Annotated in this window: 25 protein-coding genes; 19 read left to right on the top strand and 6 right to left on the bottom strand. The window is 48.5% G+C overall.

The genetic code is table 11. The features are described 5' to 3' along the window. Window positions 1-182: 182 nt before the first annotated feature. The gene (locus JOE45_RS07140) at window positions 183-650 is read right to left on the bottom strand and encodes a type II toxin-antitoxin system VapC family toxin (RefSeq protein WP_210020859.1); all 468 of its coding nucleotides are present in this window, start codon (window positions 648-650) and stop codon (window positions 183-185) included. After that, entirely contained in the window at window positions 637-978 is a 342-nt protein-coding gene (locus JOE45_RS07135) for a hypothetical protein (protein ID WP_210020860.1), read from the bottom strand. Before JOE45_RS07135 ends, JOE45_RS07140 begins: the two co-directional genes overlap by 14 nt. A gap of 327 nt (window positions 979-1305) precedes the next feature. Between JOE45_RS07135 and JOE45_RS07130 the strand changes: the two genes are divergently transcribed. The 10 genes from JOE45_RS07130 to JOE45_RS07085 all read left to right on the top strand — a co-directional run bounded on the left by JOE45_RS07130 (window position 1306) and on the right by JOE45_RS07085 (window position 11395). Then, the gene (locus JOE45_RS07130) at window positions 1306-1557 is read left to right on the top strand and encodes a hypothetical protein (protein ID WP_210020861.1); all 252 of its coding nucleotides are present in this window, start codon (window positions 1306-1308) and stop codon (window positions 1555-1557) included. 132 nt (window positions 1558-1689) lie between these two features. Beyond that, window positions 1690-2382 (top strand): response regulator transcription factor, encoded by a 693-nt coding sequence (locus JOE45_RS07125; protein ID WP_210020862.1) that lies wholly within the window; start codon window positions 1690-1692, stop codon window positions 2380-2382. Further along, window positions 2379-3836 (top strand): sensor histidine kinase, encoded by a 1458-nt coding sequence (locus tag JOE45_RS07120; protein ID WP_245246754.1) that lies wholly within the window; start codon window positions 2379-2381, stop codon window positions 3834-3836. Before JOE45_RS07125 ends, JOE45_RS07120 begins: the two co-directional genes overlap by 4 nt. Then, window positions 3830-4903 carry a rod shape-determining protein gene (mreB, locus tag JOE45_RS07115; RefSeq protein ID WP_210020863.1) on the top strand — a complete coding sequence of 358 codons (1074 nt, stop codon included), beginning with the start codon at window positions 3830-3832 and terminating at the stop codon, window positions 4901-4903. The genes JOE45_RS07120 and mreB overlap by 7 nt, the downstream gene beginning before the upstream one ends. Window positions 4904-5052: 149 nt before the next feature. Continuing rightward, complete coding sequence (gene yidD, locus JOE45_RS07110; protein WP_245246752.1) at window positions 5053-5265, top strand: membrane protein insertion efficiency factor YidD; 213 nt, start codon at window positions 5053-5055, stop codon at window positions 5263-5265. A gap of 510 nt (window positions 5266-5775) precedes the next feature. Beyond that, window positions 5776-7764 carry a methionine--tRNA ligase gene (metG, locus tag JOE45_RS07105; RefSeq protein WP_210020864.1) on the top strand — a complete coding sequence of 663 codons (1989 nt, stop codon included), beginning with the start codon at window positions 5776-5778 and terminating at the stop codon, window positions 7762-7764. 222 nt (window positions 7765-7986) lie between these two features. Further along, window positions 7987-8997, top strand: a complete 1011-nt coding sequence (locus JOE45_RS07100) for a metal ABC transporter solute-binding protein, Zn/Mn family (protein ID WP_245246750.1) — start codon at window positions 7987-7989, stop codon at window positions 8995-8997. 30 nt (window positions 8998-9027) lie between these two features. Next, window positions 9028-9810 (top strand): metal ABC transporter ATP-binding protein, encoded by a 783-nt coding sequence (locus JOE45_RS07095; RefSeq protein ID WP_210020865.1) that lies wholly within the window; start codon window positions 9028-9030, stop codon window positions 9808-9810. A 48-nt stretch (window positions 9811-9858) separates the two neighbouring features. After that, window positions 9859-10662 (top strand): metal ABC transporter permease, encoded by an 804-nt coding sequence (locus tag JOE45_RS07090; RefSeq protein ID WP_210020866.1) that lies wholly within the window; start codon window positions 9859-9861, stop codon window positions 10660-10662. Between the two features lie 25 nt (window positions 10663-10687). Next, on the top strand, window positions 10688-11395 hold the full coding sequence (locus JOE45_RS07085) for a cytochrome c biogenesis CcdA family protein (RefSeq protein ID WP_210020867.1): 708 nt from the start codon (window positions 10688-10690) through the stop codon (window positions 11393-11395). Window positions 11396-11401: 6 nt separating this feature from the next. Here JOE45_RS07085 and splB read toward each other — a convergent pair whose 3' ends face one another. Beyond that, window positions 11402-12463 carry a spore photoproduct lyase gene (gene splB, locus JOE45_RS07080; RefSeq protein WP_210020868.1) on the bottom strand — a complete coding sequence of 354 codons (1062 nt, stop codon included), beginning with the start codon at window positions 12461-12463 and terminating at the stop codon, window positions 11402-11404. Between the two features lie 231 nt (window positions 12464-12694). Here splB and mntR point away from each other — a divergent pair, with 231 nt between their 5' ends. Further along, window positions 12695-13117, top strand: coding sequence for a transcriptional regulator MntR (gene mntR, locus JOE45_RS07075; RefSeq protein WP_210020869.1), 423 nt, complete (start codon window positions 12695-12697; stop codon window positions 13115-13117). 115 nt (window positions 13118-13232) lie between these two features. Next, complete coding sequence (locus JOE45_RS07070) at window positions 13233-14240, top strand: patatin-like phospholipase family protein (RefSeq protein ID WP_210020870.1); 1008 nt, start codon at window positions 13233-13235, stop codon at window positions 14238-14240. A gap of 48 nt (window positions 14241-14288) precedes the next feature. Here the strand turns inward: JOE45_RS07070 and JOE45_RS07065 are convergent, their stop codons facing one another. Together JOE45_RS07065 and JOE45_RS07060 are read right to left on the bottom strand one after the other, a co-directional pair. Beyond that, the gene (locus tag JOE45_RS07065; protein ID WP_210020871.1) at window positions 14289-14570 is read right to left on the bottom strand and encodes a hypothetical protein; all 282 of its coding nucleotides are present in this window, start codon (window positions 14568-14570) and stop codon (window positions 14289-14291) included. Window positions 14571-14610: 40 nt separating this feature from the next. Further along, window positions 14611-15537 carry a DUF1385 domain-containing protein gene (locus tag JOE45_RS07060; protein WP_245246748.1) on the bottom strand — a complete coding sequence of 309 codons (927 nt, stop codon included), beginning with the start codon at window positions 15535-15537 and terminating at the stop codon, window positions 14611-14613. A 166-nt stretch (window positions 15538-15703) separates the two neighbouring features. Between JOE45_RS07060 and JOE45_RS07055 the strand changes: the two genes are divergently transcribed. The 7 genes from JOE45_RS07055 to JOE45_RS23805 all read left to right on the top strand — a co-directional run bounded on the left by JOE45_RS07055 (window position 15704) and on the right by JOE45_RS23805 (window position 19541). After that, a complete protein-coding gene (locus JOE45_RS07055) occupies window positions 15704-16216 on the top strand; it encodes a YqhR family membrane protein (protein WP_210020872.1) in 513 nt (170 codons plus the stop codon). Window positions 16217-16324: 108 nt separating this feature from the next. After that, window positions 16325-16771, top strand: coding sequence for a type II 3-dehydroquinate dehydratase (gene aroQ / locus JOE45_RS07050; RefSeq protein WP_210020873.1), 447 nt, complete (start codon window positions 16325-16327; stop codon window positions 16769-16771). Window positions 16772-16774: 3 nt separating this feature from the next. Further along, the gene (locus JOE45_RS07045; RefSeq protein ID WP_210020874.1) at window positions 16775-17848 is read left to right on the top strand and encodes a M24 family metallopeptidase; all 1074 of its coding nucleotides are present in this window, start codon (window positions 16775-16777) and stop codon (window positions 17846-17848) included. Between the two features lie 97 nt (window positions 17849-17945). After that, entirely contained in the window at window positions 17946-18503 is a 558-nt protein-coding gene (gene efp, locus JOE45_RS07040) for an elongation factor P (RefSeq protein ID WP_210020875.1), read from the top strand. Between the two features lie 114 nt (window positions 18504-18617). Next, window positions 18618-18962, top strand: coding sequence for a hypothetical protein (locus tag JOE45_RS07035; protein ID WP_210020876.1), 345 nt, complete (start codon window positions 18618-18620; stop codon window positions 18960-18962). Between the two features lie 23 nt (window positions 18963-18985). Further along, window positions 18986-19222: a tyrosine-type recombinase/integrase gene (locus JOE45_RS23810; RefSeq protein WP_348632497.1), complete on the top strand. Its 237-nt coding sequence runs from the start codon at window positions 18986-18988 to the stop codon at window positions 19220-19222. Then, window positions 19200-19541 (top strand): tyrosine-type recombinase/integrase, encoded by a 342-nt coding sequence (locus JOE45_RS23805; protein WP_348632590.1) that lies wholly within the window; start codon window positions 19200-19202, stop codon window positions 19539-19541. Before JOE45_RS23810 ends, JOE45_RS23805 begins: the two co-directional genes overlap by 23 nt. A 43-nt stretch (window positions 19542-19584) precedes the next feature. Here the strand turns inward: JOE45_RS23805 and JOE45_RS07020 are convergent, their stop codons facing one another. Next, entirely contained in the window at window positions 19585-20181 is a 597-nt protein-coding gene (locus JOE45_RS07020; RefSeq protein ID WP_210020879.1) for a YdcF family protein, read from the bottom strand. Between the last annotated feature and the right edge of the window lie 255 nt (window positions 20182-20436).

The raw sequence follows: 20436 nt of genomic DNA, 5'->3' as shown, positions 1-20436 counted from the left end.
CGGCTCGCATAAGCGAAACTAGAAAAGCGGCGTGTACTTTACAACCGTGATATGGTTATAATATGCCACACTGTCCTTGGTATGTAAATCGAGTAAATGTAATTTGGAATAGACTAACCGTTCCGTGTAGGCTGAGGATCGCTCCGGCATTCACAGAGCGCGCGCCGGAGGCCTATAACCCATTACCACATGCTAGGGAGTACCCTGATTTCACGGTCAAGCATGGGGAGGAAGGAGTAGTTTGGATTAAACGTGAAAATTCGTTTCAATTGGTAAGATAGCATCACAACAGCGGTCATTGCTTCATTCAACGAGAACTGGGATTTCGGAAAATCAAGGATGAGCCGCTTCGATTCCTGCTCTAGTTCCGGGCTTCCGGGAATGACGCTCAGCACGCCCTGTTGAACGGCTTTGTCGATAGTATTCAAGAAAAATTGTGCGTCTGCGTAATCAAAATGGTTTCGCAACCATTGATGCGTCTCAAAGATAACATAGTTGGTCGTAGCCATACGCCGATCCAGATCGTGCATATCGAAAAAAATTGTACGCGCCTTCAAATAGTATGGGTCCTCCGGATTCATAAATGCCATAAGGGCGGACTGCTCCAAAAAGATGTCTTGCTGAAGGTTCCCATCGTTATGTAAGATCATATTCCTGTGCCTCCTCCTGGGTAAACGTTTCTTTGCGTTTGGTCAGTGCGTCAAGCTGCAGCAGTGGGTTTTTGTCCTTTTGTTCTGCAGTGGCTTGGTATAATGACTTGTGCGAGCCAACGGCAAAATATTGCTCAATCATATAATGGACTACAGCGGATACGGTTGTGTTCTGAGCTTCGGCCATCTGTCGGCATTTCTCATAATATTCGGGCTCCAGTTCAATGGCATGCGTTTCCATGACTTCCCCCTCCGATGAAATGAGTCCAGCTGCGGCGCTCTTCCATTTTTTTAATTGGTTTTGCATGAAGTCTTTGGAACTGTTCACGGCAATCACCTTCCATGTCAATGTCGTTGTGATTCAGAATATGTACTAATGCCATACCTCATGTCTTCTGAATCTCCTTTGGCGTTTGCGCATCCTAACAGGGACGGCGGAGCCGGCTGCCTCTCGGGCACATCGCTCAATTGTCGCTTCCATATAGTTCGACACATCCCCGTAAATTCGAGGGGTTTTTTGTCGTTAGAACGAAACGTTCACCGTTTGATCATACTTATTTAAACTTCCGGTCCAGATTTCAAAACAGTTTGAACATGTTTTTATTTTATATTAAACCATGTAAGGCGATAACCGAATCTGGAAAGGAGCATGAGCATGAGACGATGGTTTGTAAGTGTATTAGGTGGAATGTTGATTTTAGGGGTACTCTCCGGCTGCTCGGGTGAAGGAGGAGCGGGAGATGCGCCTACCGGAACGACGCCGTCAGATAGTTCAGGAACGATGACCCCTGCACCGACACCTGATTCCGGCAATATTGACTCAGGCACAGGCTCTCCGAGCACAATACCGGATACGAAAGATGGCGCGGGAGGCACGGGAACGTTAGAACCACCGCAAGCCAAGTAAGATACCCCGGAGGCTGCTTCCTTTATGTTCCGACATGAAGGAAATAGCTTCCTTTTTCTTGTTTCCCCCCGCAAAATCAAAGCTGATGGAGAATGCTATAGGAACTGCATACATACAAAGGAGCATGAATCGATGAATCCCTGGAAGGTCCTTGTAGCCGACGATGACCCGAATGTACGGGAAATCATAAGGCTCTATTTTGAAAAACAGCATATAGAAATGGTGGAAGCCCAAGATGGAGAAGCCGCTCTGGAGATGGTAGAGAAGGAATCTCCGGACATTATTATATTAGATGTCATGATGCCCAAAATGGACGGCTATGAAGCGTGCCGCCAAATATTGAAACGGTATGATATCCCGATCATTATGCTGACCGCCAAAGGCGAGGAGATTGACCGAGTGCTTGGACTCGAGCTCGGGGCCGACGATTATGTTACGAAACCGTTCAGTCCCCGAGAGCTTGTCGCACGAATTAAAGCGATTTTTCGCCGGATGCAGCCTAGAAAATCCTCAGAGGAGCAGGAGCAGACGTATGCCTTCGACGGTTTGTCTATTCATACGGATCGACGTGAGGTGCTGGCAGGGGAAGAAAAAATAACACTGCGTCCGAAAGAGTTCGACCTGTTAACGCATTTGGCGAAATCGCCGGGAACGGTGTTCACCAGAGAGCAGCTGTTGGAGCAGGTGTGGGGCTATGATTTTATCGGAGATATCCGTACCGTAGATGTGCATGTCAAGAAGCTGCGGGAGAAGCTGAATCCGTATAAAAGGGAATGTATCCAGACGATATGGGGAGTCGGTTATAAATTTGAGGCGGAACGATGATTTTTGGCGTTCATAAAAGCATTTTTCGCCGGCTGTTGTTCAGTTACATGTTTACGGTGCTGCTCGGTCTTTGCGCGGTGGGCCTTCTTTTGTCTTTTTGGACCAAGGATTATATTGTCGACACACAGCGTGAGGAGCTGCTTCGGAAGGCAAAACGGGTCAATCTCACCATACAAAATTTCCAGAATTCTGATGAGCGTATGAAGGAGCTGCTGTTATTTTTTGACCAATCGTTCGATACGCGAATCTGGACGTTTGACCAGAACGGCCGCATTGTCGCGACATCCAGCAAGGACGAAGTATATATTGGAAAATCCGTTGAGGCTTCCATCGTACGCAAGGTGCTTGCAGGCGAAGACGCTACACTGAATCTGCAATTTGAAGGCTTGAGGGAGTCAATGCTGTCCGTTGCCGTCCCTTGGGGGAAGGACGATGTTGTCTATGGAGGTATCGTGCTGCATGCGCCGGTCGTAGGGATGAACCAAACGATCACGAGCATGAGGGAGATGATTCTGTGGGTAACGCTCCTTGGCATGATGCTGTCCGCGGCGATTGCTTCCTACTTATCTTGGTCGATTTCCCGTCCTTTGCGCGAAATCGATAAGGTAGCCTCCAAAATCGGGCTCGGAGACTACGGGGAGCGAATCCAAATTCCATCGAAGGATGAAATCGGTGACCTAGCGGCAACAATTAATCAAATGGGGGAAAAGCTGGAGAAGATCGATTACGAAAAAAGAAAGCTGGAGCAGATTCGGCAGGATTTTCTCGCCAATGTTTCCCACGAGCTGCGCACGCCGCTGACGGCCATGCAGGGGTTTCTTGAGGCGCTGCAGGACGATTTGATCGATGATGCGGCCAAGCCTAGATATTACGACATCATATATAAAGAAACGCTTCATATGAACCGGCTCGTGGACGACATCATGGATCTCATCAAGCTGGAAAATAACGAGATCGCACTGGCAAGAAGCCCCGTGGATGTATATCGGGTGATGTCGCATGTCGCATCGACCTTTGAGCCGGAATCCGCCGAAAAAAACACGGTGATTGAAGTATTCGCAGAAGAGGAGCTTCCGAAAGCGTACGCGGATCCAGACAGGTTGGAGCAAATTTTAAAAAATTTAGTGAAAAATGCGGTCAAATTTACGGAGGAAGGTCGCATTACCTTAAAGGCTCGGAGTGAGCCCGGTTTTATTCATTTGAATGTATCGGATACCGGTATTGGCATTTCGCCGGACGATCAGGAAATGATTTGGGAGCGATTCTTCAAGGTCGACCGGGGACGCACCAAAAAGAACCTGGGCACCGGCCTAGGCCTCGCGATCGTTCGTGAGCTTGTGGATTTACATGGGGGAACGGTATCGGTACGAAGCGAAATTGGCAAAGGGACGGTATTTGAGCTCCGATTGCCCACCATTCATACAGCACTTGAAGGAGGAAGTTCGACATGTTAAAACGATTTGATATGCTTTATGGAATAGATCTCGGCACATCTAATACGGTGATTTACCAGCAGGGAAAAGGGATTGTGCTGAGGGAGCCTTCCGTGGTTGCCGTTCGTAAGGATACGGGCGAGATTGTTGCCGTCGGAGCAGAGGCTCAGGCTATGATCGGTCGGACGCCAGGCAACATCGATATCATATATCCGCTTATGGATGGCGTGATTGCCAATTTTGATATGACCAGCTCTATGCTGCAGCTTTTTATTAAGAAGGTTCAAGGGCGAGCACCTTGGTTTCGAAGCTCACAGGTATATATCTCGGTCCCGTGCGGTATCACGAATGTCCAGAAGCGTGCTGTTGAGGAGACAGTCGTGCATAAAGGGGCGAAAAAGGCGGTGGCGGTGGAGGAGCCGCTTGCGGCAGCGCTAGGAGCCGGACTTCCTGTGGACGAGCCTATCGGGAGTCTGGTGCTCGATATCGGAGGCGGAACGAGCCAAGTGGCGGTTCTCTCGTTAGGCGGGATTGTGGTGAGCCATACGGTGCGCCGTGCAGGGATGTCCATTGATAAGGACATCATCGATTATGTCAAACGTACGTATAGTCTGGCCATCGGAGAGAGGACGGCCGAAGAGATCAAGAAGCGGATCGGATCGGTATTGGAGTCCAGTGGGGAGGACGGCATCGATATCAGAGGGAGGGACTTGATCGATGGACTGCCGCGGTCCCTCCGACTGACCTCGGGTGAAATTTCTTCATTGATGGACGATTTCTTGCTGACCGTTCTCGATGCGATCCGGGTGACGCTGGAGCGATGCCCGCCGGAGTTGGCCGGGGATGTGATGGATCGGGGCATTCTGCTGTGCGGCGGCGGGGCTCTGCTTCACGGGCTGGATGAACGAATTCAAAAGGAAACCGGTGTACCCGTCCACATTGCGGACCAGCCGATGGACTGTACCGCGTTAGGCGCTGGACGGATGCTGGACTACCTAAACGGGCGCTTGAGCAAGTCCAGCCATATGGCTGTGCGGGAAGTGGCGGCAACGAAGGTAGAAGAGGATACCGTGCGGAGCGATGCATAGAGCGACCGACCGGGAAAGCTTCTTGGAGAGGCTGCGAGCACGAGAAGGGTCTTTGGGCTCGCAGTCTCCGGAAGGAAACGATTTGACATAGCTCCCATCATACGGCATCATAAAACTGTTATGGAAGTGATGGAAAAGGGGCTCCGCCAATGGTGAAGCAAGTTTTGCGGGGAGGCGTAGTGTTCTACAGGAAGTTCATCTCTCCGCTGAAGCCGCCGACCTGCCGGTTTTATCCCACCTGTTCTGCGTATGCCTTAGAAGCGCTGGAGCGCCACGGTGCGGCGCGCGGATCGTGGCTTGCGGTCAAACGGATTTGCAAATGCCACCCGTTTCATCCCGGTGGAGTAGATCACGTGCCTTGACAGGGATAGGGGATTTTCGATATATTTGGCATAACATCCTATGAACGGATAAGTACTTTGGGTGAAGCCGCACAGAGAGTCGGAGGAGCTGAGAACCGACGGGTTGAAGCAGAGGAAAATGGTCCTGGAGGATATGAAGGTGAGCCGTTGGAACGTTAGACCATCTGTCGTCATCCTAACACGAATCGTGCTTTGGGAGAGTCAGATACCCTATGGTCAGCTCTCATCGTATTTCCGGCGTTAACGGAAGGTCGTCATTGACCGCTGAGCCCCGAACGGAGTAGTGGATGGTATGTTGTCTACTCGCGAACGTGATTGGGGGAAGTTGGGTGGTACCGCGTGAGCAGAAGCTCTCGTCCCAAAGGGATGAGGGCTTTTTTTGTGCAGATAAATCGATCGCAACGCAAAGCTCATACGAAACGAATTTCGTAACACTAAGCTCTACAAATGCCTTCTTATACGGAAGGCGCAGATTTTAACCTGTAATTCACTATTTGGGAGGGTACATCCATGTCCGAAACGACGAAAAAAAGCTTTTACATCACTACGCCGATTTATTACCCGAGTGATAAGCTGCACATTGGCCATGCCTATTCCACAGTCGCTGGCGATGTGATGGCACGGTACAAGCGGCTTCGCGGCTACAAGGTTATGTACTTGACGGGTACGGACGAGCATGGGCAAAAGATCGAACGCAAGGCAAAGGAAGTGGGCAAAACACCTCAGCAATTCGTCGACGATATCGTTGCCGGCATCAAGGAGCTGTGGAAGAAGCTGGACATTTCTTACGATGATTTCATTCGGACGACAGATCCGCGGCACAAGGAAGCGGTGGAGAAAATTTTCGCAAGACTCTTGGAGCAGGATGACATCTACCTGGGTCATTATGAGGGCTGGTACTGTACGCCTTGCGAATCGTTCTTCCTTGAAAACAAATTGGAGAACGGCAACTGTCCCGATTGCGGCCGGCCTGTGGAATGGGTGAAGGAAGAAAGCTATTTCTTCCGTCTCAGTAAGTATGCTGACCGGTTAATCCAGTTTTACGAGGAGAATCCAGACTTTATTCAACCGGAGTCCCGCCGCAATGAGATGATCAATAACTTTATCAAGCCGGGTCTTGAGGATCTGGCGGTATCCCGTACGACCTTTGATTGGGGCATTCGGGTTCCAGGCAATCCGAAGCATGTCATTTATGTATGGATTGACGCGCTGTCCAACTATATTACGGCGCTTGGATACGGCAGCGGGGACGATAGCCGTTACCAAACGTTCTGGCCGGCGGATGTGCATCTGATGAGCAAGGAAATTGTGCGCTTCCATACGATTATTTGGCCTATCATGCTGATGGCACTGGACCTTCCGCTGCCTAAAAAGGTGTACAGCCACGGTTGGCTCCTGATGAAGGACGGCAAAATGTCCAAGTCCAAAGGGAATGTTGTCGATCCGGTAACGCTCATAGACCGTTATGGGCTTGACGCTTTGCGTTACTATTTGATGCGGGAAGTCCCTTTTGGCTCGGATGGTACGTTCACACCGGAAAGCTTTGTGGAGCGGGTCAATTTTGACCTGGCGAACGATCTCGGTAACCTGCTCAGCAGAACCGTTGTGATGATCGACAAATATTTTAACGGCACCGTCCAACCTTACATCGAGGGTGCAACCGAGTACGATGCGAATTTGCTTGAGACCGTTCGCGCTTCGGTTGCCAAAGTCGAGGAAGCGATGGAGAAGCTTGAATTTTCAGTAGCTCTAACTTCGATTTGGCAGTTGATCAGCCGCACGAACAAATATATCGACGAGACACAGCCATGGACGTTGGTAAAAGACGAAGCTAAGCGTCCTGAGCTTGGTTCGGTGCTCTACTGTTTGGCCGAGTCCCTTCGCATCGCTTCTGTGCTGCTGCAGCCGTTCATGACCGAGACGCCGCGCAAAATGTGGCAGCAGCTTGGGGTCGAAGACGCGTCCCTCACGTCTTGGGATACGGTCCATCATTTCGGCACGCTGCCAACTGGGACACGTGTCGTCAAAGGCGAGGTCATGTTCCCGCGTCTTGAGGCGGAGAAAGAGATCGCCTACATTGCTGAGTCCATGGGCGGGGGAGCGAAGGCGTCCGAACCGGAAGCGGCTTCTGCAGCCCCAGCAGCCCCGGCAGCTGAAGCGGAAGAGGAAATGGCGCCGGAAATCTCCATTGACGATTTCTTTAAGGTCGAGCTGCGCGTGGCCCAGGTCATCGCGGCAGAGCCGGTCAAGAAAGCGGACAAGCTGCTAAAGCTGCAGCTTGATCTTGGTTTCGAACAGCGGCAGGTTGTCTCCGGCATAGCCAAGTATTACACGCCGGAGCAGATGATCGGACGCAAAGTCATCTGCGTTACCAATTTGAAGCCAGTCAAGCTGCGCGGAGAGCTGTCTCAGGGTATGATTTTGGCGGCTTCCCAGGGAGATCTATTAACACTGGCGACAGTTTCCGATTCAATTCCTAACGGCTCCGTAGTAAAATAACGAAAGAACGTTCACTTTGGGCATGGAAATAAGAAGAACTCTCTGACTAAAAGACCCTATGGCGCGCGGCTATCAGCCGGTTGTAGGGTCTTTTTACATACCATGTGGAGCTCAATCGTAATTTCTACATTTACCGTTGACAAGTTGTCTGGAGGGGGGTATAATCTTCGTTGTTGCTTCATAAATAAAAATAATTACGATTTACATAAAGGGGAGAATCTAATGATGTCGTTTCAAAAGCTGTATCAACGTACTGTTATTCCATTTATTTTTGTTCTCATGCTATCTATCATATTATCTGGCTGCAGCAGCAAGCCGCAGCAAGCCCTTGAGGATGGGAAAATCAACGTGGTGGCAAGCTTTTATCCGCTGTATGATTTCACGTCCAAAATTGGCGGGGAGCATGTGAACGTGATCAATCTGGTTCCAACAGGAGTTGAACCTCATGATTGGTCGCCGAAGGGCCAGGATATGTCGAACCTGTCCAAGGCCGATTTATTCATCTATTTGGGAGCTGGGTTCGAGGGCTGGGTCGATCAGACGCTGAGCAGCTTGGATAAGAATTCGCAAATGACTGCCGTGGAAGCAAGCCATAGGATTAAGCTCATTCCAGGTACGGATGACGGACATGATCATGGTCATGAAGAAGATAAAGGGCACGAAGCTGCCGCTCATGACGAACACAAGGATGAGCATCAAGACGAGCAGTCGGGTATGGACCCTCACGTTTGGTTGAGTCCGGTCAATGCCAAGCTGATCGCGCAAAATGTGAAAGACGCTCTGGTCAAAGCGGACGCAGCGAACCAAGCAGACTACGAAGCCAACTTCAAAAAGCTCTCTGATCAGCTGGATGAGCTGCATAACCAATACAATGAGAAGCTGGCAGGCACATCCAAGAAAGAAATCGTCGTATCGCACCAATCGTTCGGATACCTGGCACATGAGTATGGTTTGACTCAAAAATCGATTATGGGCCTTTCGGCAGATGCCGAACCGACCTCGAAAGATATGCAGGGAATTCTTAAATTCATAAAAGATAATCAGCTTAAATATATATTCTTTGAAGAGCTAGTCTCCGATAAGTTGGCTCGAACGCTGGCCAATGATGCGGGGGTGGAGACCCTTGTGCTGAATCCGATCGAAGGGCTAACGGAGGAACAGGTCCAGCAAGGTGAGGATTATGTGTCAATTATGGAAAACAATTTGAATAATTTATTAAAAGCATTACAATAGAAGGGAGACCTTCGACTAAGGAGCTTTGCTATGCTAAACCATGCTCAATCCGGATGTCATCAGCAGATCGTTACGATCGATGACGTCTTTTTTTCTTATGAGAACAAAACCGTAATACAAAACCTGAGCTATTCGATTCTGGAGCGTGATTTTGTCGGGTTGATCGGTGCTAACGGAGCCGGCAAAACTACACTGCTCAAAATGATTGTTGGCCTGCTGAAGCCTACCTCCGGTGAGATTCGTTTGTTCGGCCAATCACTCAAAGAGTTTCGAGATTGGGAACGAATCGGGTACGTGCCGCAGAAGAATGCGCTCAATCCTCTGTTCCCGGCAACTGTCCGCGAGGTGGTCACCTCCGGTCTGTTCGGGAAGAAAAACATGTTCCGGCGGCTGACGAAGCAGCAGCGGAGCAAATGCGACGATGCGCTGTACGCGATGCGGATCGAGGATTTGGCTGACCGCAGGATCGGTCAATTGTCCGGTGGACAGCAGCAGCGGGTGTTTCTTGCCAGGGCGCTCGTGAATAATCCGGAGCTGCTTATTTTGGACGAGCCTACCGTTGGGATCGATGCGGAGACGCAGGCCGGATTTTTCCGTATGATTCGCCATATGCACCAGCATCACCATATTACGTTCTTGATGGTTTCTCATGATATGGATATGATGGAGTCGTATCTCGGGAGTGAGCCTGCGGAGAAGAGCGGCGGGCTGTCTTTCTACGTTAAGCACACGCACGAGCCGGAGAATTGCAGGGAAACGGACTTAACCCATTCGATGCAGCAGCTTAGAGAAAAGATGGAAGTACTTACTTAGCCTGCAAAGCAGCAATCGGTTTGTAACAGTAGATAGGAGAGAAAAGGGTTGGATATATTTACCGAATATTTTTTTCAGCGCGCGCTGCTCGGCGGCCTTCTGATCGGACTGACAGCCCCGCTCATGGGGGTATTTCTGGTGCTACGCCGTTTGTCCATGATCGGGGATACGCTCGCTCACGTGTCGATTGCAGGTGTGGCCCTCGGATTCTTGATCAACGTGTATCCGATTGGGGTAGGGCTGATATTCGCGCTGCTCGCATCCTTCGCTATCGAATGGCTGCGTAAAGCCTACAAAACGTATGCGGAGCTATCGATCGCCATCATCATGTCCGGCGGCATCGCGCTCGCTACGTTTCTTTTTACGATGGGCAAAGGGTTTAACATCAATGTAATGAGTTATTTATTCGGAAGCATCTATACGCTTGACAGCACCGACTTATGGGTCGTTGGCATTGTAGCTGTTGTAGTATCGGCCTTTGTACTCATCAATTACAAAGAAATGTTTCTGCTGTTCTTCGATGAGGATGCAGCCGGAGTCAGCGGTCTGCCGCTCCGCTTCTATAACATCATGATTACGATGCTGACGGCGCTGGTGATCAGCGTCTCGATCAAAATTGTAGGCGCACTGCTAGTCTCCTCATTATTAACGATACCGGTCGCATGCAGTTTGCTTGTCGCACGAAGCTTCAAGCACTCGATCTTCTGGTCGATCTTATTCGCTGAGACGGCAGTACTCATAGGCTTGACATCCGCGGGGGTATGGGATTTGGCTCCTGGAGCTACGGTCGTGCTTGTGTTGATTGCCATGCTGATCTGTATTATGTTCGTCAAAAGAGGATTGCGGTCTTAGTACCATTGAGGGGTGAGAGTTACCTGTGGAATTAAACATCTGGATTGCGCTTTGGGCGGGTTTTTTATCCTTTATTTCACCATGCAGTCTGCCTTTGTATCCTTCTTATTTATCTTATATTACAGGCGTATCGGTCAATCAGTTGAAAAGCGATCAATCAACGCGTGAAATTCGTTTTAAAATGGTGACCCATACCTTAAGTTTTATTGCCGGTTTCTCGATCGTGTTTTACAGCTTGGGGCTTGGCGCAAGCGCTATTGCCAACTTGTTTATAGATTACCGTGATTTGATGAGACAGCTGTCCGCTATTTTTATTTTTGCAATGGGTTTGTTTATGCTGGGGATTTTCCAACCCCAATGGCTCTTGAGAGAACGTAAGATGCAGGTGAGAACGAAACCGGCAAGCTATATCGGGTCGCTGTTGATCGGTATTGGCTTTGCCGCAGGATGGTCCCCCTGCATTGGGCCGATTCTGTCGTCTATACTTTTACTTGCGGCAACAGAGCCGGACTCCTGGCTTCCGCTCATTACGGCCTATTCGCTTGGCTTTGCGATTCCATTCTTTATCTTGGCGTTCTTTATCGGCTCGACCAAATGGATTATGCGCTATTCCTCCACGTTGATGAAAGTGGGCGGGGGGCTGATGATTATTATGGGTATCCTGCTCTACACGGACCAAATGACAAGAATCACGATTTGGCTTCAGCAAATTACCCCCGCCTGGATGGGCTAAGTTTTCTCAGGTAAAGTAATCGATATTTGCCTGCGGAAAATGAATGAAAATTTGCTCGGTAATATACTCCCTTAGCGCGTTGGCCTGCTCATCAGGATATACGTATTTGCCTTGTCCCCAACGCCCCCATTTATATTTTCGTTTGGCTTCGTCCATCTCCAGCTTTGTTTTGGGGTAACGGCGCTGAATCACATTTTTGGCGGTTTTGGTGAATCGGTGCTGGATCAGTTCAAAGGTCAAATCAGAGGTCGCTTCCGCCGGAAGGGCCTCTTTGATTTTGTGCAGAAGCTCGCCGTAACCTTCTTCCCACCCTTCGTGCCAAATAATCGGGGCAATAATAAAACCAAGCGGATAGCCTGCTTTGGCGACCTTACCAGCGGCTGTAATCCTTTCCTGAAAGCTTGAAGTCGCGGGTTCAAAATGCTTGATGACATAATCGGCATTCACACTGAAACGAAAACGCGTGTGCCCGTTATGTTTGGCATCCAGCAATGGATCCACATGATGAAACTTGGTGACGAAACGAAGTCGACCTAACGGTTCCTTCGCCATAAATTCGATTAATTCCTTCAATGATCCGCTGATGTGCTCAAGACCAACGGGGTCCGAGGTACATGCGGCTTCAAACCGGGTGATCTCCGGCGCTCGTTCTTCGATGTACTGTTTAGCCTGTTTCAATATGTCGTCCACATTAACATAAACGCGTATATATGGCTTGGCGCCTAGTGTGGTTTGCAAGTAACAATAATGACAATGCGCCATACAGCCGGTTGCTATAGGGATGGCATATTCGGCAGAAGGCTTAGATGTATCGAATTTCAGCGTCTTCCGTATTCCGACAACCAATGTTCTCTTGGCGATCCTGTATTTCTCCAATTCACTTTCACCCGGCAGGTTGGTAATCCGGTTATGTGAAGTCGTCATATGGATGGGCAGGCCTTCTTTCTTGGCCCATTCAAGGATTTTTTGCCCCTTGGGATAGGCCAGCGCATTAGGTTCAAAATACACAAGCTCCGGGATAAACACTTGTGTGCCCCGGACGGGTGGGGACAGCAGCTCGGTAGTCATGGTTTTCCTCCTTAGGAGTAGCCTCGGGTATGAGATGAGAAGTGGTGGGCTTGCTTCACTTTTGCGGCTGTGATATAGTAAAGAACGCTTATGATGACCCTAGGATGCGTCTATTCGCTTGTTCTCACACATGGGAATTGTAGGACCTTGCATTCCTACGGACTTACCTATGAAACAGTGTATCATAAAAAAGTTACGACAAGATTGTCTTGGAACACAGGAGGAACGCAAATGGCTACGCCGAGCATGGAAGATTATCTGGAGAAAATATATAAATTAATTGATGAGAAAGGCTACGCTCGCGTCTCCGACATTGCCGAAGGTCTGGAGGTTCATCCATCTTCGGTGACCAAGATGATTCAGAAGCTCGATAAAGATAACTATCTGATTTATGAGAAATACCGGGGCTTGGTTCTGACTCCCAAAGGGCAGAAGGTCGGTAAACGACTGGTGGATCGACATCAACTTCTGGAAGAGTTTTTAACGCTGATCGGTGTATCCGATGAACATATATACAAAGATGTAGAAGGTATTGAACACCATCTCAGCTGGGACTCGATTACCTGTATTGAGACGCTGCTGGAATATTTTAAACAGGATGTTTCTCGAGCCGAGGATCTGATGCGCCTCAAAAAAGTTATAGAGGAATCGTAAAAAAATAAGCCCCGACTAGATGTCGGGGCTTATTTTGTTCACCGCGAATGCATATGTACAATCCGTTCTTTCATACATACTCTGTGAGACTGTTTGCAGAATAGGGGGATGCGGGGTGAGAATCAATGCTGTATTCGAGGGCGGCGGCGTCAAAGGCATAGCTCTGGCAGGGGCGGCAGCCGCTGTAGAGCAATTAGGCTACAAGTTCTATCAGGTGGCGGGTACGTCTTCCGGTTCGATCGTAGCCTCATTGGTAGCAGCGGGGTATAAGGCCGATGAGATGCGGGAAGTGATCGAGGCTACGCCTTTCCGTTCTTTTTTGCAGCGATCGGTGATTTTCGATACCAAATTTATTGGTCCTCTGTCGCGTTTGTTCATCAAGAAGGGGCTATATTCCGGTGAAGCGCTTGAGCATTGGATGTACCAATTGTTATTAGCTAAGGGAATTCGTACGTTCGGCGATTTAAAACCTAATCAGCTGCGGATTATTGCCTCGGATATTTCCGGTCGAAAACTGCTTGTCCTCCCGGATGATATTGCCCAGTACGGTGTGGATCCAAAGCGGTTTCTTGTAGCTAAAGCCGTTCGGATGAGCACCAGCATACCTTATTTTTTCGACCCGGTCATTATACGTAAAGGCTTAACCCAAAAAAAGACGCCTGACAAAACGTTTGCGGATCAATTTGTTTATATTGTGGATGGGGGTTTGCTTAGCAACTTTCCTCTTTGGTTGTTTGATTCGGAGGAGGCACCGTCATTGGATCGGATGATCCCAACGATCGGATTTCAGCTTGTCGGCCGCGGGGCAGGTAAGCCCAATGAGATTTACGGTCCCATTAGTATGATGCGTGCGCTCTTCTCGACGATGCTGGATGCCCATGATGAGCGGTATATCCAAGAGCATAACCGGTTTCGAACAGTCAAAATTCCGACGATGGGCGTTAGCAATACAGACTTCGATATTTCTCATGAACAAAGCTTGCAGCTGTACTTATCGGGCTTAGAGTCAACGCACGCTTTCTTCGGGAAATGGAAGCTTGCGGAATACATGCAGCACTATGTGACCCATGTTTGCCGTTATATTAAGCAGAATAAAGACACCAATTTGAGAGTTAAGGCATAAAAAAACAGCAAGTTCAAATGAACCTGCTGCATGGTAAACTCATATTCATTAATGGTATTTGGGCGGTTCGTCGGAACCGTCCTTCCTGCCGTTAATGACCCGAAAAGTAGCGTTTTTCCGTTTGGCCTTACTGCCGTTGAACCGCGGCGGCGTGAACGAACGCGTTTTGCTGCGCCAGCTGCTTGGTGGATATTTATAAAGCCAGAAGATGATCCCAAAGACCAGCAGCGGGATGATCAGGGTGCCCGGTCTGGATAGAACGGTGAATAAAATGCCGATCGCGATCAACCCGAAGATCACATAGGCAATCGTGCTGTTGCGGTTTCTCATTCTAAACCCTCCTTTGGTTAATGCAGCCCCTTAAAATATCCTACATTTGCTTATCCAGCTCTCTCATGCGATTGAATGAAGCAATGGATACTTCAACTTGGGAATCATCAGGTTCTTTGGTTGTAAGAAGCTGCAACCAAAGCCCGGGATAACCTAGATAACGCAGAACCGGTACATCTCGCAAGGTGTTGGTGAAACGCAGGACCTCATACGAAACGCCGATGACCACTGGAATCAGGACGATACGCTGTATGATCCGTTCTACGAACGAGTCATATTGAAAGAACGAGTAAATCACAACGCCGACTAGGACGGTGAATACGATGAAGCTGCTGCCGCAGCGGTAATGCAGGGTGCTGAACTTTTGGACGTTCTTCACCGTTAATTCCACACCAGCTTCATACGCGCTGATCACTTTATGCTCAGCCCCGTGATATTGGAACAGCCGTTTAATCATCGGGGTGAGAGATATGAAATAAATATATGCCACGAGCAAAATGATTTTGATCAAACCTTCAATCAAGTTGTGGCCAATTTGATTCTCGAACAGATGGCCGAACAAAACCTGTTCGATGGCCGTCGGTACGAGAGTAAATACAAATTTGCCGAATAAGAAGGAGAGGATCCCTATGAACGCAACGCCGAGAATCATTGTCATTTTGCTAGCGATCGTTTCCTTCTGTTCCTCTTTGGTATCGCCTTCTTCCTCCGCGTATACTTCGGCAGAGAAATTCAAATGCTGCGATCCCTTTGCGCTAGCCTCGATGATCCCTACAATACCCCGGATAAAAGGGATTTTCTTGAGCGCCTGAACCCAGCCGATTTCTGTCTTCGGGATCTCCAGATATTGGATGGTATTATCTTTACGGCGCACTGCCGTTACATGAACCTTTCGACCTGCGAACATGACGCCTTCAATGACGGCCTGGCCGCCGTAAATCGCATTCTGCTGCTGCTTTTCCGACAAAAAGATGCACCTTCTTCTGATTTGAATAATGTTATGAATAGTGTGGCGAATTGACGCTGCTTAAGCTTTATTGTAACGAATCAGACCGCATAAAGCTACTTGTTTATCGATAGGACTTTTGAACATACTAAGGATTATTCAGAATGAACCACTGGAGGGTAACTATATGCATACGAAAGAAGAAAAAACGAAACCGAGAACCAACAAGTGGTTTTTTTCTCTGTACATCGGTTTTTTTGCGGGACTGTTCTGGGGCGGGCTGAAAATGATTCAAAACTATTTTCATTTTACAACGTTGTCTCCGGCTTTTCTGATCGAGCCCTTCTATAAGCATACCTTCCTTATGACTTGGCCGGGTTACCTCCTCGGATGGGTAGTATTCGTTTTGTTTTCTATGGCTGCGGCTGTGCTGTATGCGCTTTTGCTTGCGAAAGCGAAGGGACCTCTGTACGGCTTAGGCTATGGGGTTGCTTGGTGGGCTTTCATCTTTCTGTTACTCGGTCCGGTGACCGGAATGATGAATTGGATCGCTTTCCTGGATTGGAACACCATCCTGACCGATGCCAGCTTGTTTCTGCTGTGGGGATTGTTCATCGGGTATTCCATCAGCTTCGAATTTACGGACGAGCGGTTTCGTGAGCCGTTTGGCAATAGACGGCAGCAGCCGACAAAGAGTTAACATATATTAATACACTAACGCGGAGAATGACGAAAGTTCTCAAACTGGGGAAACTTATGGTAAAATGGGTAAGCTTGTGCTGTTTTGAACGGTTGGAGGGAATTTCGTATGAAACAAATATTGTTGTTGAACGGACCCAATTTGAATATGCTTGGTATCCGGGAGCCTGGGGTTTACGGTTCATTATCGCTTCAATCGATTACGGACCGGGTTTCACGGCTTGCCGCAGAGCTTGGCGTAGGGCTTGAAGCCTTCCAGTCCAATCATGAAGGCGAGCTGATTGATCGTATTCAAGCGGCGTATGGCACGAAGGACGGTATCCTATTCAACCCAGGTGCGTTCACTCATTACAGCTACGCCATCCGCGATGCCGTAAGCGCAGTAGGTATACCCGTGGTCGAAGTACATATTTCCAACATTCATAAAAGAGAATCGTTCCGTCACGTTTCTGTGATCGCACCGGTAGCGATCGGTCAAATCGCAGGCTTCGGCGCAGACGGCTATGAATTGGGTCTTAGAGCATTGGTCCAATATATTGAACGTTCGGAGGGATAGCGGATGCAGGAGGAACGGATTAGGCGGCTTCGCAGTCTGATGCAGGAGCAGGGGCTTCGGGCCCTTCTCATTACGAATGCAACGAATCGCTTGTACATGACAGGGTTCACCGGATCGTCAGGCTATGTGGTCGTGACGGAGGATCGTGCTATTCTGCTTACGGACTTTCGCTACATGACTCAAGCTCCTCAGCAAGCGGTCGGCTACGAAGTCATTGAGCATGCTCCCCAAGCGATGGAGTCGGTTAAAGACCTACTAGCTCAATCGGGGCTTACGAAGCTCGGCTTCGAGCAAAACGACATGACGTATGGCGTGTATCAGGCCTGTGCCGGTACACTAAGCGGGATAGAGCTTGTCCCGACGGATTCTCTAGTTGAACAGCTTCGGATGGTGAAAGACGATGGCGAGCTTGCCATCATGCAGGAAGCTGCGGAATTGGCCGATCGGACGTTTGAGTACGTGCTTGGTTTACTGAAGCCAGGAATGCGGGAGCTCGACATCGCGCTTGAGATCGAGATGTATGTGCGTGCTCATGGTGCGGCCTCGACATCGTTCGAAACGATCGTTGCTTCCGGTGAGCGCTCCGCCTTACCACACGGGAAGGCCAGCGACAAAATCATAGGTACGAACGAATTTGTCAAGCTGGACTTTGGTGCGTATTATAAAGGGTACTGCTCCGATATTACCCGTACGGTTGTGCTGGGCACGCCTACGGACAAGCATCGTGAGATCTACAGCATCGTGCTGGAAGCTCAGCTAGAAGCGCTGGATCGAATTCGTCCCGGAATGACCGGACGAGAGGCTGATGCCGTCGCTCGTGATGTGATCAAGCGATACGGCTATGGCGATCTTTTCGGTCACGGTACCGGCCATGGACTCGGGATGGAAATCCACGAGGCACCGCGGCTTTCCATGACAGGTGAGGTGGTTCTCGCTCCGGGAATGACAGTCACTGTGGAACCTGGTATCTATGTGCCTGGATTCGGGGGCGTCCGTATCGAAGACGACATCGTTATCACCGACAATGGAAATCGTAGGTTAACACAATCAAGCAAAGACTTGATCGTGATTCCATAACTTTATTCAACTTGGTAGCGGCAAGCTGCTTGTGTCGCGGGTTTTCCGCGTTTTCTACGGTACTGCCGTCTGCTCACATTTCAGGGAGGTTTTTGTAGTGATTTCAGTTAACGATTTTAAAACAGGCTTGACTATCGAAGTAGACGGAGATTTGTTCACCGTTATCGACTTCCAACACGTTAAACCGGGCAAAGGCGCTGCATTCGTCCGTTCCAAACTGAAAAACTTGCGCAACGGTAACACCGTAGAGCGTACCTTCCGTGCCGGCGAGAACGTCAGCCGCGCCCACATCGAGAACCGTCAAATGCAATATCTGTATGCTAGCGGCAAAGAGCATACGTTCATGGATACGGAAACATTCGATCAAATCCCTTTGGATGAGAAGCAAATCGAGTGGGAATTGAACTTCCTTCGCGAGAACATGATGATCAACATCATGAGCTACCAAGGAGAGATCCTCGGTATCAACATGCCGAACAGTGTCGAGCTGAAGGTCGTCGAAACCGAGCCGGGCATTAAAGGCAACACCGCTACCGGCGCCTCTAAGACCGCTAAGGTTGAAACCGGCTTGAACGTACAGGTGCCTCTTTTCATTAACGAAGGCGACGTGCTCCTGATCGACACACGCGAAGGCAAATACGTCTCCCGCGCATAAATTTTATAAGGCATATTATTATTTTAGGAACTTAAAGCATAAGATCCTTATCTCATGGTCCATTGGCGACCTGGGGTGGGGGTCTTTTTTTATTTTGTTGGGAGGCTGAGAGGGATGATAGTTGTTGAAGTGTGGGATACTCATTTGTTGGCGGTGAGTTTCCGTTCATATGGTGCCCGCTTTATTGAAAAGATTAAGCAAATCCCAGGCAGAAAGTATATTCCTGACAAAAAAATCTGGACGGTTCCCTTCACTACGCCGGTCGTCAATCAGCTTCGTGATTTATATTCGGAAGAGGTGATTGTATGGGATTCGCAAATTGGAGGGGAGGATACAAAGGGAAGGGTCGTTATGGAAGAGGAATGGATCAAACGCATGTCAGATTTTTTGAAATTACGTGGCTACAGTCAGCAGACTCGTAAAGCCTATGTGGGACAACTGCGAAGATTTACCGCGTAAAAAAACAAACCCGTCTTCCCGATGTGTTGAGTCCTTCCGAGGTCTTGAAGCTCCTCAAAGCACTAGAAAATCTAAAGCATCAAGCCCTATTGAATGTTGCTTATTCTGCAGGACTGGGAGTAAGCGAGGTCGTCTCCCTAAAAGTGAAAGATATCGACGCGGACCGGCACCTGATTCATGTTCGACAGAGTAATGGGAGAAAGGATCAAATATACCCTGCTCTCGGGGGTCGCGTTGGTGGTGTTAAGAGCCTATGTTAGAAAAGAAAGACCGGAAGATTGGTTGTTCCCGGCGCAACGGAAGGAAGGCACATTACTGCGTTCCGTTCAAAAAGCTTTTGAACGCGCTCTTCGAAAATCCGGTACTTCGAAAGAGGTGTCGATGCATACCCTTCGTCATTCGTTTGCAACCCACTTGCTGGAGGCCGGCACGGATTTGAGGTACATCCAGGAGCTGCTAGGACATCGAAGCTCTAAGACAACAGAAATATATACTCACGTAAGCAAAAAAGACATCGGGCGAATTATGAGTCCTTTGGATCGCATTTCGGGATTTTCCGAAGGCGATCAAAGGAAGTAGGATATGGACTAGATAAAGGTTCAACATACAATGAGTACTCCTTTTACCTGAAAGGTATGCTCAAAAGATATCCGATATAGAAAAATAGTTCCCGAAAGAAGAAAGGCAGCTTTGTTTTGAGACTCGTATATACAGTACTTGATGTTGGTGATGTATAAGCCTCCATGCCCAGATGATGTGCCATGACCATGGAGCGTTTCATATGCAAAGGATCGCTAACAATGATGAAAGTCTTTAAGCCATTCTGATTGGCAATATCGTAAGCGTACTTGAGATTTTCTTCTGTTATGGTAGAGATCGTCTCAATCAAAATGTCATCAGAATTAACATGATTTTCAATGGCATATCTCTGGGCTGCTTCCGACTCAGCTATTGTATGTATATCACCCTTACCGCCAGTAAATATGATTTTACTTACATAGCCATTGTCATATAGCCAAATCGCATGATTAATCCTTTCTCTCAGAACAGGAGAGGGCTGGTCACCCCAAACGGCCGCACCGAGCACGATGGCCGCATCTGTTTTAACTAATTCATTCTTAGCACCGAAGGTCCAAATACTGTAGGCGAAATAGCATACAAACAATATGGTAAGTGCTGCTAGAATCGTAATGATTTTGCTTATGTGTGTTTTTGGCATTGTTTTCAATCCTTTTGTATGGGGAAGTTATCGGTTCGTTTAAGGGCGGGGGTTAATTAGGTTTCTTGGAATTTATTATCCAAATAGCAAAAAAATACAACATTCATCTTAATAGAGTCATATATAAAACACACAAAAAAACCTTAAGCGAACTATTACCACAATAATCATCAACATTAGACTTAACACGAAACGTATGTACGTATTATAACAGAAAATGGTATAATATACGTAATTAATTTGTATAAGGGTTGT

Origin of the sequence: Paenibacillus sp. PvR098 (genome assembly GCF_017833255.1) — a bacterium.
Classification (GTDB): domain Bacteria; phylum Bacillota; class Bacilli; order Paenibacillales; family NBRC-103111; genus Paenibacillus_G.
Note: the sequence above shows the minus strand (reverse complement) of the source record. Positions and strands in the feature narration are given on the sequence as shown.

Excerpts from the sequence above, each read along its gene's own strand:
- JOE45_RS07140 (WP_210020859.1), bottom strand. The coding sequence starts at position 650 with ATGATCTTACATAACGATGGGAACCTTCAGCAAGACATCTTTTTGGAG.
- JOE45_RS07130 (WP_210020861.1), top strand. The coding sequence starts at position 1,306 with ATGAGACGATGGTTTGTAAGTGTATTAGGTGGAATGTTGATTTTAGGG.
- JOE45_RS07125 (WP_210020862.1), top strand. The coding sequence starts at position 1,690 with ATGAATCCCTGGAAGGTCCTTGTAGCCGACGATGACCCGAATGTACGG.
- JOE45_RS07120 (WP_245246754.1), top strand. The coding sequence starts at position 2,379 with ATGATTTTTGGCGTTCATAAAAGCATTTTTCGCCGGCTGTTGTTCAGT.
- mreB (WP_210020863.1), top strand. The coding sequence starts at position 3,830 with ATGTTAAAACGATTTGATATGCTTTATGGAATAGATCTCGGCACATCT.
- yidD (WP_245246752.1), top strand. The coding sequence starts at position 5,053 with ATGGTGAAGCAAGTTTTGCGGGGAGGCGTAGTGTTCTACAGGAAGTTC.
- metG (WP_210020864.1), top strand. The coding sequence starts at position 5,776 with ATGTCCGAAACGACGAAAAAAAGCTTTTACATCACTACGCCGATTTAT.
- JOE45_RS07100 (WP_245246750.1), top strand. The coding sequence starts at position 7,987 with ATGATGTCGTTTCAAAAGCTGTATCAACGTACTGTTATTCCATTTATT.
- JOE45_RS07095 (WP_210020865.1), top strand. The coding sequence starts at position 9,028 with ATGCTAAACCATGCTCAATCCGGATGTCATCAGCAGATCGTTACGATC.
- splB (WP_210020868.1), bottom strand. The coding sequence starts at position 12,463 with ATGACTACCGAGCTGCTGTCCCCACCCGTCCGGGGCACACAAGTGTTT.
- mntR (WP_210020869.1), top strand. The coding sequence starts at position 12,695 with ATGGCTACGCCGAGCATGGAAGATTATCTGGAGAAAATATATAAATTA.
- JOE45_RS07065 (WP_210020871.1), bottom strand. The coding sequence starts at position 14,570 with ATGAGAAACCGCAACAGCACGATTGCCTATGTGATCTTCGGGTTGATC.
- JOE45_RS07055 (WP_210020872.1), top strand. The coding sequence starts at position 15,704 with ATGCATACGAAAGAAGAAAAAACGAAACCGAGAACCAACAAGTGGTTT.
- aroQ (WP_210020873.1), top strand. The coding sequence starts at position 16,325 with ATGAAACAAATATTGTTGTTGAACGGACCCAATTTGAATATGCTTGGT.
- JOE45_RS07045 (WP_210020874.1), top strand. The coding sequence starts at position 16,775 with ATGCAGGAGGAACGGATTAGGCGGCTTCGCAGTCTGATGCAGGAGCAG.
- JOE45_RS07035 (WP_210020876.1), top strand. The coding sequence starts at position 18,618 with ATGATAGTTGTTGAAGTGTGGGATACTCATTTGTTGGCGGTGAGTTTC.
- JOE45_RS07020 (WP_210020879.1), bottom strand. The coding sequence starts at position 20,181 with ATGCCAAAAACACACATAAGCAAAATCATTACGATTCTAGCAGCACTT.